Origin of the sequence: Roseobacter sp. HKCCA2468 (assembly GCF_037805105.1) — a bacterium.
Taxonomy (GTDB): domain Bacteria; phylum Pseudomonadota; class Alphaproteobacteria; order Rhodobacterales; family Rhodobacteraceae; genus M30B80.
This window is the reverse complement of sequence record NZ_JBBLYN010000001.1, coordinates 410,661-423,734: the sequence shown is the minus strand read 5'-3', so window position 1 is coordinate 423,734 and position 13,074 is coordinate 410,661. Positions and strand designations below refer to the sequence as shown.

Sequence of the window (13,074 nt, the reverse complement as noted above, 5' to 3'; positions counted from 1 at the left end):
ACTGGAGGATCTTTGATGACCCAAACCCGCACCGAATCCGATAGTTTTGGCCCGTTGGAGGTTCCTGCCGACCGCTATTGGGGCGCGCAGACACAGCGCAGCCTGATGAACTTCCCCATTGGGTGGGAGAAACAGCCCGTTGCCATCGTGCGCGCCCTTGGGGTGATCAAACGCGCCTGTGCCGAGGCGAATAAGGCAAGCGGCAAACTGCCCGCGGACTTGGCCGATGCCATGATTACGGCGGCGCAAGAGGTGATCGATGGCAAGCTTGATGATCATTTCCCCCTTGTGGTGTGGCAAACAGGCTCTGGCACGCAATCCAACATGAACGCGAATGAGGTGATCTCGAACCGCGCGATTGAGATTTTGGGCGGTGTGATTGGGTCGAAAACCCCCGTTCACCCCAATGACCATTGCAATATGGGGCAATCCTCTAACGACACCTTCCCCACCGCCATGCATATCGCCGCAGCAATGACCGCGCGCGATGTATTGCTGCCTGGCCTCGACAAACTGGCCACCGCCCTTGAGGCGAAGGCTAAGGAGTTCAAAGACATTATCAAGATTGGCCGCACCCATACCCAAGATGCGACCCCGCTGACCTTGGGGCAAGAATTCTCAGGCTATGCGCAGCAAATCCGCAATGGGATTGCCCGTATCGAAATGGCCCTGCCAGGCATTTACGAATTGGCACAGGGCGGCACGGCGGTTGGCACTGGCCTGAACACGGATAAAGGCTGGGACACCACCGTTGCGGCCAATATGGCGCGGATCACGGGCCTGCCCTTCATCACCGCCCCCAATAAATTCGAAGCCTTGGCCGCGCATGATGCGATGGTCTTTATGTCGGGCGCGATTAAAACAACGGCGATGGCCGCCTATAAGATCGCCAATGATATGCGCTTTTTGGGCTCTGGCCCGCGGTCGGGCCTTGGGGAATTGATCCTGCCCGAAAATGAACCAGGCAGCTCAATCATGCCCGGCAAAGTGAACCCAACACAGGCCGAGGCGATGACACAGGTCTGCGCCCATATCTTGGGCAATGATGCCGCGATTTCCTTTGCGGGCAGCCAAGGCCATTTTGAATTAAACGTCTATAACCCGATGATGGCCTATAACCTGCTGCAATCGATGCAGCTGTTGGGGGATGCTGCAGATAGCTTTACCGAGCGTATGCTGAAAGACACACAGGCCAATGTCGAGCGGATCGAAAAACTGATGCGCGAAAGCCTGATGTTGGTCACCGCGCTTGCGCCCACAATCGGTTATGACAATGCCACCAAGGTTGCGAAAACTGCGCATAAAAATGGCACCACCTTGCGCGAAGAGGCCATTAATCTGGGCTTTGTCGATGGGGAGACCTTTGACCGCGTGGTGCGGCCCGAAGATATGATTGGCCCCAAAGGCTAATCACTGCTGCATTTTCATCACGGATGATGGGGTGCCTCTTGCAGGCACCCCATTTTTCTTGCCAAATCACTGATGAAACCGCCAGATAGTCCCCTTGCAAAGAGTGACGAGTATGAGCCAGACCATCAATCTACGCCGCGCGCGCAAGGAAAAACAACGCATGAATAACCGCGAACAGGCATCTGAAAATGCTGTAAAATTTGGTCAATCTAAGGCTGAGAAATTACTCGCCGCCACGCGCGAGGCGCGTCTTCGCGAAGTGTTGGATCAGCATAAACTGACCCCCGATTCAGAATATGATGCAGAATGACTGACCGCCCCAAAAAACGCTCCCTCACCTTGCGCGGGCATCGCAGCTCCGTCTCATTGGAGGATCCGTTTTGGGAGGAATTCTGCGCCATTGCCGCTGCGCGCGGGCAGTCGGTGAATGCCCTAGCCGCAGAAATAGACGAGGCCCGCGGATTATCCTCGGGCCTTGCCACGGCGATTAGGTTGTTTGTCCTGAAGGAACTGCGCGCTCAAAGAGAGGCGCGGTAAATCTTATCAATATTCGCCCCAAGTGCCGCGTTAAATTCGGCATCGGATTGCGCCACATTTAAGCCTTCGGTCAGGGCGCGGCTGAAGCTTGCAATCATTTTTGGGTTTTGCGACAGGCGCGCACAAGCGTCATCTGTGCTATAGCCCCCCGACAGGGCCACCACCCGCAAGACACGGGGGTGATCGGCCAAACCATCATAAAGCCCTGCTTTATTTGGAATGGTCAGCTTGAGCATCACCTCATGGCCAACGGCCAGTTGATCCAAATGGCGGGCAATAGCATCGCGCAATAGGGTTTCCGCCTCGGATTTTGTATCTGCGTGAATATTCACTTCTGGCTCAATAATCGGCACCAACCCTGCTGCGCAGACCTCTGCCGCAAGATCGAATTGCTGCGCCACGACCGCCTCGATGCCACCAGCATTGGCGGCATGGATGACCGAGCGTTCCTTGGTGCCAAAGACGCCAAAGGCGCGCGCATCTGACAAAAGTGCTGTTAAGCCCGAAATCGGTTTAAGAAGCTGCACATCATCGCGTGTCTCTTCCAAGCCTTTGTCGATTTTCAAAAACGGCACAACGCCCTTATCGCGCCACAGAAGTTCTGCCACAGGCGTGCCGTTGATCGTGTCGCGCATGGTGCGCTCGAACAGGATCGCGCCTAGGATTTTCTCGGCGGTGAAATCGCGCGCCATAATGATCCGTGCGCGCATCTGATGCATCAGCGCAAACATTTCCGCCTCGCTACTATAAGCATCTTCCGTGATGCCATAAAGCGCCAGCGCCTTTGGGGTGGAGCCGCCCGATTGATCCAAAGCGGCGATAAAGCCTGCATCCGTCATGATGCGCGTGCGCATGTCTTGGAACATATCAAACATCGTAAAACCGCCTTTTTCTAGCTGCGCCTTTTGGCTGCATACGCCAATAAAACAAGGCTGCATAGGGGCATGGGCGATGTTATCGCTACCGTTAGCGCTGCGTGATGTTGAGCCAAATCCCATTGGCGGCGCGCAGGGTGAGATGGGCCACAGGGCGCGGAGGGGCGCGCCCTTCGATCAAGTCGAACCGATAGGCGCGCGCCAGCATAGCCAAGAGCACAACCCCCTCGACCATTGCAAAGCCCGCGCCTGTGCAGATGCGCGGCCCCGCTGAAAACGGCAAATACGGTCCCCGCCTGCGCCCTTTTTCCCATCGAGTGGGGGCAAACCCATCAGGATTGTCCCACAGCCGTGTATGGCGGTGGATATGAAAGGGCGAGATGACCAATTGCGCCCCGCGTTTGATCACGCGATCTCGAAACCGCTCGGGGCGCGTGGCTTCGCGCACCATCATGGGCACGGGCGGATAAAGGCGCAATGTTTCGCGAAACACATCGCGCGTGACGGGCAACTGAGACAGCACCGCGAAATCACATCCCCCCTCTAGGGCGCGCGCCTCATGGGCGATACGGGTCTGCCACTCAGGGTAAAGTGCTAAAAGGTATATGGCCCATGCCAACGCACTGGCCGATGTTTCATGACCTGCCAGAAAGAATATCGCGACCTGATCCACCATTTCATCAGGCGAGAAGCCCTGCCCCGTTTGCGGGTCATGCATCGTCAAAATCTTGGTTGCCAGATCATCTGGGGCCTGGCCTGCGGCAATCTCAGCCACGCGCCTTTCTGTCATCCGCGCGATCAAGGCGCGGATATCGCGCGCGGCCCGTTTGGTGGATTTTGCAAAGCCACGTGGCATAAATCGCGGCATAAATCGCGGAACTGGCAAAAATGCAGCCAAATTCACCAAGGGCTGCGTTCTTTGATAAGCGCGGAACCCGTGAAACACGGATTGGGCCGTTTGATCCTCAATCGGAACTGAAAACAAGGTGCGAAAGATCACATCAGCCGCAGCGTGGCTGGTCTGCGCCTCAATCTCGACCTCGCCTTGCGGCAGCCGCGCCACTGCAGCCTCGGCAGCGGCCCAGATTGCGGGGAATGTGGCCCGCAGGCGCCCCCCTTCGAAGGCAGGGTCAATGATGCGGCGCTGCCGCTTCCATGTCTCGCCATTGGTCAGGAATACTGAATTCCCCAATAGCGGGCGCAAGCCTTCGGAAATGCGATCAGATTTTGGAAAATCCTCCGGACGTTCTTTCAAGACCAAATCAACCAAATCGGGTTGGTTCAGAAGATAAGAGCGGAAAAACGGGGTACGAAATTCCGCCATCCATGCATGGTAAAGGCGCGCGGGCTGCGCGGACAGGATATCGCGGCGAAATAGGCGCAGATATTGGATAAGGCTCACCCGATCCGCGCGGGCGGGCGGCTTGGGGGGGAGCGGTGCGTTCATGTGAAACCCCGATGCGGCGACACGGCCCGCGTGATCCGCGAGGGCGATGGCGTGCGCGCACCATAGCGTGCAGCCAAACTTTGCCCGCCTGCGGTAAGCGCGAAATAATCATAATCGCCGCCCCCATCAAACGCGTTGAGATATTGAAAATGCGTCTCAAACAGCCGCCACCGCAGCGCCGCCCATGTGGCGGGTGTCAGGGTTTGAGAAAAGGCGGCAGAAATGACAAGCGGCCAAGATTGGTTGTCAGGGGCCACGCCAGACACGGCCACAGGATCACAGAGCGCAAAGCAGCACCCATCGGCAGGTGCGCTGATATCGACCCATGTCAGGGCCTGATCGGTGCTTAGCCCCGCCAGATCGCCGCGCAAGCGCGTTGCGCGTGGCAAAAAGCTGACCATCGGCACGACATGGCCCAAGGTCAACAGCGATAGCGCGGGATGCGCCCCCCCTGCGCGGCGCAAATCCGCCATTAACGACACTGCCAAATACGCGCCCGAGCTGTGACCGATCAGCAAAACCTCGTCATAGTCAGCAAGACAGGCGGCAGCGAGTTTGGCCTGAAACGCCACCAAGCGCGCCTCAAGCGCGGGCGGATAAGCCCCGTCTTCCCGCGCGGCATAGGCATAATCATCAATCAGGTAATGCGCAAAAATCGGGTCTTTTCGGGCGGCCAGTGACAGTGCGGCATAGCCCGCCACGCCCCCCACAAGCGCGCCAATTGGGCCAAAATGCGCGCCCGCGACCACCAGTAGCGCAGCAACCAAAAGTTCAGTAAGCACCACCAAGACAGGGTAAGAGATCGCAATCACGGGCCCCTTGCGCAGAGAGAATAAGGGCGCAATCGCGCCTGCCCGAATATTGGTCATCGCCGCGCGGGTGAGATTGGCAAAACTGCGCCAAACACCGCCCCCACGCATTTCTGCGCGCACCAAATCAGACCATGCCAGAACCTCAATTCGTGTTTCGCAGGCCTGCCCCTCAATCACCGCATCCACGCGCCATGCGTGGCTGCCATCCGCGCTGATTTGGATCACATGGCCTGAGAGACGGGCCTGTTTCGCGGCCTCGCGGCGATACCGTTCGCGCAAGGCGCGTGGCGGCGCAGGGTCAAACCCTGGCACAAAGAAAACCGCCCTACGGCGCACGATATGACCCACCCTATCCATGCGGCCAGACTATCGCCGAAAGAGTGGAAATTGCTATATGAAAAAGAAACCTTTAACCAAGCGCACCAAGGGCTGGGAAATTCTCTAAAAGCCAGAAAGAAAAGGCGGAAAATGCACCCGTTAAAAGGGCAAGCCCCACGACAATCAAAAGCGCCCCCATCAGCCGCTCAATCAGCTTCATATGGCGCTTGAGCCGCGCCATGACCCCCATCGCACGTTCAAGAAACAGCGCGCTTAGCAAGAACGGTATCCCCAAGCCTGCGGCATATACCCCAAGTAAGATAGTGCCGCGCGCAAGGCTGGCCTCATTCGCGGCCAAGGTCAGGATCACCCCAAGCTGCGGGCCGATGCACGGCGTCCAGCCAAAGGCAAAAGCCAAGCCCAGAACATAGGCCCCAAGTGCAGATCCGCCCCGATCACCCGCATCAAGCCGTGCTTCGCGATCCAACATCGGGATACGGAAAACCCCTAAAAAATGAAGGCCAAACACGATGATCACCGCGCCTGAGATACGGGATAAAAGAATTTGGTTTTGCAGAAAAAACTGGCCGAAAATCGAGGCGGTAAAACCCAAGAATAAAAACACGGTCGAAAGGCCCAGAACAAAAAACAAGGCCGCAAGAACCGCACGATTGCGGCCCCGCCCCTTAGCCTCGTCTAGGCTGATCCCGCCCATATAGGCCAGATAAGGTGGAACAATGGGCAACACACAAGGGCTGAGAAAACTCAGCACCCCTGCGGTTAACGCCACTAAGATCGCGGGCAAAAGCGATGCGTCATATAAATCGATTCCGAACATGAGTTTGGCTTTAGGGTATTTTTGCCCCTGCGTCACCCATGGCCGCATTGCGCAGGAGATCACATTCTTGTGGACGGCAGGCAGGCGCGCGCGTTAAGCCACACCCCATGCAAGACCAACCCCCATATGAGATTGAAATTGATGCGCGCGATTTACGCTGCCCGCTGCCTGTTTTACGCCTGCAAAAGGCGATACGGGCGGCGCAGGTCGGTGCGGTGGTCAAGCTCTGTGCCACCGATGCGATGGCCCAGATTGATGTGCCGCATTTTTGTGCCGAGGCAGGCCACGCCCTCATCTCATCTCACCAAGAGAATGGCACCTATACGTTTTTTGTGGAAAAACGCGGTTAAGTGAAAACCGTAAACGCGCGGGGATCCCAACTGACGCGGGCGCGCGCGCCGACCTCAAGAACGGGGCGGCCCACCACATTGCGCATAGAAATCCGCACAGGGCGCGCAGCCCCGTCAAGGCGCAAATCATAATAGGTCATATCGCCATAATAGACGACCTCATCCACCACACCTTGGGCGGTGCGCGCGGATTTGGGATCATCGTCAAAGAGGATCGACAGGGTTTCAGGGCGCAGCCCAATGGAAACGGCCCCCGCAGCGCCTGACCCGACCACTTGGTCGGGGGCGATCTCCGCGCGGCCAAGCCCCGCGATATCTACAGACAAACCGCCCGAGTGTTCCAAACTGCCCTCAAGGAAATTCATCATCCCGATGAATTCCCCTACCCTACGGCTGACAGGGCGGCGATACAGGCGCTCGGGGTCATCCAATTGCGCGATCTCGCCCTCGAACATCACCGCGATGCGATCAGACATGACCAAAGCCTCTTCTTGGTCATGGGTCACAAGGATAAAGGTAATCCCCACTTCGCGTTGCAGCTTGATCAATTCAACCTGCATCACCTCGCGCATTTTTTTGTCCAAGGCCGAAAGTGGCTCATCAAGAAGCAAAACCTTCGGCTTTAGGATCAGGGCACGGGCCAAGGCAACGCGCTGCCTTTGCCCGCCCGAAAGCGCATGTGCCGCGCGCGCGCCATAGCCCCCAAGGCCCACCATTTCCAAGGCCTGCCCTACGGCGCGTGTCTTATCCGCTGCAGACATCCCCGATTTTCGCAAACCAAAGGCCACGTTTTGCTCGACATTCAAATGCGGGAAAATCGCATAGGATTGAAACACCATATTGGTCGGGCGATGGTTTGGCGCCACCCCCTCCATATTCTTGCCGCCAAGCATGATCGCGCCTGAGGATATATCCTCAAAGCCCGCAATCGCGCGCAAAAGCGTGGTCTTGCCACAGCCTGATGGCCCCAGCAGTGAGAAGAACTCACCCTGCCCGATTTCGGCCGTGATGCCCCGCAGCGCATGATAATCGCCGTAATATTTGTGGACATTCTCTAGACGGATGATTGGCTCTTGCTTGGTCATAAAAACCCTCCAACATCGCGCTTGCCTGCACGGCGCAGGCCACGGCGGCGGAAATATTCGGCAGTGATCAACAGAATAATCGACAACGCCACCAACAATGTGCCAAGCGCCATGATCACAGGAACCCGCGCAGGAAAGCGCAGCAAACCCCAGATATAAACGGGCAAGGTTGGCTCATTCCCAGATAGGAAGAAGGCGATAATAAATTCGTCCAGACTGATCGTGAAGCAGATCAAAAGGGACGCAATGATGCCAGGTGCGACAAGCGGCAAGGTGACAAGGCGAAAGGTGCTGAGCGGTGTTTCGCCCAAATCCACAGCCGCCTCTTCTAGGCTTTTGTCCATATTGGCAAAGCTGCCTTGCAGGATCGCAATTGAAAACGGGGTGCAGATCAAAACATGGCCTGCAATCACCGACCAAATTCCCGTGGACAGCCCCGCTTGGATCAACACGACCAATAAGGACACCGCCACGATGATTTCGGGCAGAACCAAGGGCAACATGACAAAGCCCACAATTCCCCCTTTGGCAGGAAAATTATACCGCGTGGCCGCGCGTGCCGCGAACAGGCCAAAACAGGTCGAGAAGACCGCAACCGAAACCGCGATAAAGACAGAATTGCGCGTAGCCTCAACCAAGGCTTGGGTGGTGAAAACCTCGATGAACCAGCCAAAGGTAAAGCCCTGCAACGGGAAGGCGATGACCGTGCCCGAATTGAAGGCAAATAAAGGCAAAAGCACAATCGGTGCGTATAAAAACACCAAATAAAGGATCACATAGATCTTAAGGCTTTGCCCCTTCATTTCGATTTGCCCCCGCGTGTCCACCGCAATGTGCCAAGGATCATCACAAGCGAGACAAACCCCACCATCAACATTGCCAGAACCGACAAGGTCGCCCCCATCGGCGCGTTATTGAGGCGCATGAATTGGGTTTGGATCATATTGGCAATCATCGTGCCATCCGACCCGCCCACAAGACGCGGGGTGACGTAATCGCCGATTGTCGGAATAAACACGATCAAAACCGCCGCCAAAACACCTGGCATCGCAAGGGGCAATGTAACGCGCAAAAACACCATCACACGATTTTCTCCCAAATCGCGCCCCGCCTCATGCAAGGATCGATCTATTTTCTCAAGGCTGACGAAAATCGGCAAAATCGCAAACGGGGCATAAGCATGCGCCAAGGTGATCACCACGGAATTGGCCGAGTAGAGGATCCAGGCCAAAGGCTCGTCTATCACACCAAGGCCCACCAATGTGCCGTTTACGGGCCCATCATAGGCCAAGATCACCCGCCACAAAAACACGCGGATCAGGTAGCTTGTCCAAAACGGGATTGTGATCAAAAACAGCCACAAGGATTTGCGTTCAGGGGCCACATAGAAGGACACGAAATAGGCCACGGGAAAGGCCAATACGACCGTGATGGCCGTCACCGACAAGGATATGCGCAAAGAGCGCGACAGCAATTCCATATATAGCGGGTCTGTGAAGGCCTCGCGGTAATTCGACAAAGTAAAGCTGCGATCAATCGTCATGAAATCCTGCGTCCAGAAGGAAAACAAAACAATCGCGGCCAAAGGGGCCGCCAGCAGCAAAACCGCGTAAATGAATGGGGGCGCGATCAGAACCATTCCTTTGGTCTCATCGCGGCGCAGGAACCTTCCCAGATCAAAGGATCGGGCCATTTATATCCCCCAAATTCGCCCCTAATCAGGGGTGCATAGCATTCGACCTTTAGAAGAAATCAATCTTTGCGCAAGGGATTCGATGCGTGAAGGCGCAAGATCGGGCGCTTGCGCGAATATTCTGCACAGTCGTGCCGCACCATTGCCTGCGCCTTGGCCCTTGCACCAAGGCAGGCAAGCCTGTAGCCCCTTTTTCACCAACACTGACAGGCCCATCATAACATCCATGCCCCAATCTGCACGCGCCTCCCTTGATAAGGTGAAAACCTATCTGATCAATTTGGATCGCGCGCCTGCGCGCTTGGCCAAACTTGACGCGCGGCTTCGGGCGATTGGTCTGCCCTATCAGCGGATTGCGGCGGTGGATGGCAAAATGCTGCAGTTTCCGCATCCTGATTTCAGCGATTTGGCCTATCGCCTGCTGCATGGCCGCAGACGCGCGCCGGCTGAGGTTGGGTGTTACTTCAGCCATATCGAGGCCTTGCGCGAATTTCTAAACAGTGACGCGGATCACGCGCTGATCTTAGAAGATGACATTACATTCGAGCCCGATTTTACGCAGGTGATGCAGGCCGCAGTCGCGCGCGCGGGCGAATGGGATATTCTGCGCCTCTCCACTGTGAACACGGGCCGCGCCATTCCCTATAGCGGGCTTACTGGGCGCTATCGTCTGGCCGTGGCCCTGACCCGAGAAAAAGGTGCGGGGGCCTATATGGTCAATCGGCGCGCGGCCAACTGGTTGGTGCGGCAACTGCCCATGCGGTTGGCCTATGACATTATGTTTGACCTCGAATATCTTGCAGGCCTGCGGGCAGTTTTCGTCAAACCCCTACCTTGCGCGCAAATTACCGGCGAGGTGACGCAAATCCAAAACCAAGGGCCGGATTTCAAACTGCCCAAATGGCGCTATTTGACGGTTTTGCCCTATCGCGCATGGCTGGAAATCTCTCGCTTGATCATACGGCTATTTCAACTATTCCGTGCATGGGGCACTGGCCTTCTGCGATAAGATGATCGCAGCAAAATCAAAGCTTTGATTCAAAATCTTTGCATCAAATATTTTTCGCGCGAGAGTCTAAACTCAACCTTAAGCTGTTCGTTATCATCTGTAACTGAATATAGATGACGGATTCCTTCATGACCCTACAGCGCGCCACACCACATCAGCATGATATTGATGGCGAAGAGGCTCGCCTTTCTGCCATTGCAGATCAGGCTCTCCTGTCCATGGTGAATGACACCCAAGCGGTCATTCATTTCAAAATTGACGGCACCATCATTACGGCCAATCACAACTTCCTTTCCACACTCGGCTATCGATTAGATGAGGTGGTGGGGAAACATCACGCCCTTTTTGTGGATCCTGACTATGCCCGCAGCGCGGCCTATGCAAAATTTTGGGATGATCTAAAGGGTGGTAAAATATTCACGGATCAATTTCCACGCCGCACCAAGACAGGTCAAACCATCTGGATCCAAGCCACCTATGCGCCCGTGAAGGATGAGAACGGCAATCTGACCCGTGTTGTCAAAGTCGCAACCGATATCACCGAACGCGTCACAGCAATCGAGGAAATCGCACAGGCGCTATTTGCCTTGCGCGAGGGCGATTTAACCGCGCGGGTCGCCCTCAGCCAACTGCCTGATCTGGCAAAGGTGGCTGTGGCCTATAATGAGGCCGCAACGCAATTGGGTAATCTGATGCGCAATGCAACCGATGTCAGCCGCGAGGTTAAGGAGGTGGGTCAAGCCATCAACAGCGCCGCAGATGCATTGGCAAATCGCGCCACCGAACAGGCCGCGCAGATCGAACAAACGGCTGCGGCGGTTGAAGAACTCACCACCTCGACAGAGGCCAATGTCGACACCGCGCGGCGGGTTTTATCAGGGGCCAATTCCACCCGTGACCGCACCCGCGAGAGCGAGGCAGTGGTGGCTAATGCCGTTGCCGCCATGCATAAAATCAAGGAAAGCTCAGATCGTATTGCGCAAATCATTTCCGTGATTGACGGGATCGCGGCACAGACCAATCTGCTGTCTCTGAATGCCGCGATTGAGGCCGCACGCGCGGGCGCAGCAGGGCGCGGGTTCTCGGTTGTGGCCTCGGAGGTGCGGCAATTGGCACAACGCAGCGCCGATAGCGCGCGCGAAATCAGCACCCTCATCGAAGAAAGCCGCCGCCATGTCACAGGCGGGGTTGATTTGGTCGATAAAACAGGCAGCGAACTGCGCCGCATCTTCGAAGATATTGGCCAAGTCGCCCATGAGGTCGATGGGATCGTGGCGGGTGTCAGCGAACAAAGCATCGCCCTTGCCGATATTAATAGCGCCATTTTCAATATGGAACGCGCGACCCAAGAAAATGCCACGATGGCCGAAGAATTGGTCAAAGACAGCGGCGCCATGACCCAAGCCGCAACGGGCCTGACGGGGGAATTGCAATTCTTCAAACTTGGGGGGGCGACACAGGGCTATGATCGCGCCTATCAAGCACAGAGCGGGCCGATGCCAACACCACAGGACTATGCGCGCGCCATATAAATTGACCGCGCACAAAATGGGGACGCGTCAAAGGGACAAAGAAAAAGGCCACCCAAACGGGTGGCCTTTTTGTAATCTTGAAAAGCGTTGATCCAAATTAACGCTTCGAGAACTGGAAGCTGCGGCGCGCTTTGCGCTTACCGAACTTCTTACGTTCCACAACGCGGCTGTCGCGGGTCAGGAAGCCTGCCGCCTTCAGCGCGCCGCGCAAGGAGGGATCATAAAGCTGCAGCGCCTTAGAGATGCCGTGCTTTACCGCGCCTGCCTGACCTGACAAGCCACCGCCTTTGACGGTTGCCATCACATCAAACTGATCTTCCACACCAGCCACAGAGAAAGGCTGACGCAGGATCATCTGCAACACAGGGCGGGCAAAATAGGTTTTGATCTCTTTGCCGTTCACGGTGACCTTGCCAGAGCCTGGCTTGATCCAGACGCGGGCAACCGCATCTTTCCGCTTACCCGTTGCATAAGAGCGGCCAAGCGCATCGCGCACAGGCTCGCGGGGGGAGGCATCCACGGAAATGGATGTTGCACCTGCGGCGGGGGCAGAGCCCTCAGCCACGGCGCCTTTCAGCTCATCGAGCGAAGAGAGTGTCTCGGCCATGGTTTAGCTCCGCGTGTTCTTTTTGTTCATGGATTTTACATCCAGAACTGTGGGGTTTTGTGCCTCATGCGGGTGCGCTGCACCTGCATAGACGCGCAGATTGGTCATCTGGCGGCGCGACAGCGGGCCACCGGGAAGCATGCGCTTGACCGCCTGCATCACAACGCGCTCAGGGTGCGCACCTTCGAGGATCTGGCCTGTGGTGCGGCTCTTGATCCCGCCGGGATAGCCTGTGTGCCAATAGTTTGGCTTGTTGCGCTTGTTGCCCGTCACCTGCACTTTTTCAGCGTTGATGACGATGACATTGTCGCCCATATCCATATGGGGCGTGAAGGACGGCTTGTGCTTGCCGCGCAGCCGCATGGCGATGATCGAGGCAAGACGACCGAGAACAACGCCCTCAGCGTCAATCACGATCCATGACTTGTCGATATCCGCAGGAGTTGCGGTAAAGGTTTTCATGTATACGTTCCTTGGTCTTAGATTTTGACCGAAAAAAGAGACCGCCTGCGCGACCCCCGTTAAAGATGGCAGGCTTATGCGGCAGAGACGGGGTAAGGT

General features: G+C 56.3%; 15 protein-coding genes. 6 read left to right on the top strand and 9 right to left on the bottom strand.

Annotated elements, in window-relative coordinates; translation table 11 throughout:
- Positions 1-15: 15 nt before the first annotated feature.
- The 3 genes from fumC to AAC620_RS02190 all read left to right on the top strand — a co-directional run bounded on the left by fumC (position 16) and on the right by AAC620_RS02190 (position 1,947).
- Positions 16-1,410, top strand: a complete 1,395-nt coding sequence (fumC, locus tag AAC620_RS02200; protein ID WP_317654858.1) for a class II fumarate hydratase — start codon at positions 16-18, stop codon at positions 1,408-1,410.
- Positions 1,411-1,522: 112 nt separating this feature from the next.
- Positions 1,523-1,720, top strand: coding sequence for a DUF4169 family protein (locus AAC620_RS02195; RefSeq protein WP_340242606.1), 198 nt, complete (start codon positions 1,523-1,525; stop codon positions 1,718-1,720).
- Positions 1,717-1,947 (top strand): ribbon-helix-helix domain-containing protein, encoded by a 231-nt coding sequence (locus AAC620_RS02190; protein ID WP_340242605.1) that lies wholly within the window; start codon positions 1,717-1,719, stop codon positions 1,945-1,947. The genes AAC620_RS02195 and AAC620_RS02190 overlap by 4 nt, the downstream gene beginning before the upstream one ends.
- Here AAC620_RS02190 and AAC620_RS02185 read toward each other — a convergent pair.
- The 4 genes from AAC620_RS02185 to AAC620_RS02170 all read right to left on the bottom strand — a co-directional run bounded on the left by AAC620_RS02185 (position 1,929) and on the right by AAC620_RS02170 (position 6,237).
- The gene (locus tag AAC620_RS02185) at positions 1,929-2,822 is read right to left on the bottom strand and encodes a fructose bisphosphate aldolase (protein ID WP_445322421.1); all 894 of its coding nucleotides are present in this window, start codon (positions 2,820-2,822) and stop codon (positions 1,929-1,931) included. The genes AAC620_RS02190 and AAC620_RS02185 overlap by 19 nt on opposite strands.
- A gap of 91 nt (positions 2,823-2,913) precedes the next feature.
- Complete coding sequence (locus tag AAC620_RS02180) at positions 2,914-4,269, bottom strand: cytochrome P450 (RefSeq protein ID WP_340242604.1); 1,356 nt, start codon at positions 4,267-4,269, stop codon at positions 2,914-2,916.
- Positions 4,266-5,438, bottom strand: a complete 1,173-nt coding sequence (locus tag AAC620_RS02175) for a hypothetical protein (RefSeq protein WP_340242603.1) — start codon at positions 5,436-5,438, stop codon at positions 4,266-4,268. Before AAC620_RS02175 ends, AAC620_RS02180 begins: the two co-directional genes overlap by 4 nt.
- Before the next feature lie 52 nt (positions 5,439-5,490).
- Positions 5,491-6,237: a cytochrome c biogenesis CcdA family protein gene (locus tag AAC620_RS02170; RefSeq protein ID WP_340242602.1), complete on the bottom strand. Its 747-nt coding sequence runs from the start codon at positions 6,235-6,237 to the stop codon at positions 5,491-5,493.
- Positions 6,238-6,344: 107 nt separating this feature from the next.
- Between AAC620_RS02170 and AAC620_RS02165 the strand changes: the two genes are divergently transcribed.
- Positions 6,345-6,587 (top strand): sulfurtransferase TusA family protein, encoded by a 243-nt coding sequence (locus AAC620_RS02165; RefSeq protein WP_340242601.1) that lies wholly within the window; start codon positions 6,345-6,347, stop codon positions 6,585-6,587.
- Here AAC620_RS02165 and AAC620_RS02160 read toward each other — a convergent pair.
- From AAC620_RS02160 to AAC620_RS02150, 3 genes are read right to left on the bottom strand one after another with little or no spacing between them, the layout of a single operon-like run.
- Complete coding sequence (locus AAC620_RS02160) at positions 6,584-7,672, bottom strand: ABC transporter ATP-binding protein (protein WP_340242600.1); 1,089 nt, start codon at positions 7,670-7,672, stop codon at positions 6,584-6,586. The two genes, AAC620_RS02165 and AAC620_RS02160, sit on opposite strands and share 4 nt — an antisense overlap.
- Positions 7,669-8,475 (bottom strand): ABC transporter permease, encoded by an 807-nt coding sequence (locus tag AAC620_RS02155; RefSeq protein WP_340242599.1) that lies wholly within the window; start codon positions 8,473-8,475, stop codon positions 7,669-7,671. The genes AAC620_RS02160 and AAC620_RS02155 overlap by 4 nt, the downstream gene beginning before the upstream one ends.
- Positions 8,472-9,365 carry an ABC transporter permease gene (locus tag AAC620_RS02150; RefSeq protein WP_317654867.1) on the bottom strand — a complete coding sequence of 298 codons (894 nt, stop codon included), beginning with the start codon at positions 9,363-9,365 and terminating at the stop codon, positions 8,472-8,474. Before AAC620_RS02150 ends, AAC620_RS02155 begins: the two co-directional genes overlap by 4 nt.
- A 226-nt stretch (positions 9,366-9,591) precedes the next feature.
- Here AAC620_RS02150 and AAC620_RS02145 point away from each other — a divergent pair, with 226 nt between their 5' ends.
- A complete protein-coding gene (locus tag AAC620_RS02145) occupies positions 9,592-10,374 on the top strand; it encodes a glycosyltransferase family 25 protein (RefSeq protein ID WP_340242598.1) in 783 nt (260 codons plus the stop codon).
- A 113-nt stretch (positions 10,375-10,487) separates the two neighbouring features.
- Complete coding sequence (locus AAC620_RS02140; RefSeq protein ID WP_340242597.1) at positions 10,488-11,906, top strand: methyl-accepting chemotaxis protein; 1,419 nt, start codon at positions 10,488-10,490, stop codon at positions 11,904-11,906.
- A gap of 97 nt (positions 11,907-12,003) precedes the next feature.
- On the opposite strand, the gene rpsI is transcribed toward AAC620_RS02140, so the two are convergent.
- A complete protein-coding gene (rpsI, locus tag AAC620_RS02135) occupies positions 12,004-12,513 on the bottom strand; it encodes a 30S ribosomal protein S9 (RefSeq protein ID WP_317654870.1) in 510 nt (169 codons plus the stop codon).
- A gap of 3 nt (positions 12,514-12,516) precedes the next feature.
- The gene (rplM, locus tag AAC620_RS02130) at positions 12,517-12,975 is read right to left on the bottom strand and encodes a 50S ribosomal protein L13 (protein ID WP_317654871.1); all 459 of its coding nucleotides are present in this window, start codon (positions 12,973-12,975) and stop codon (positions 12,517-12,519) included.
- Positions 12,976-13,074 lie beyond the last annotated feature (99 nt).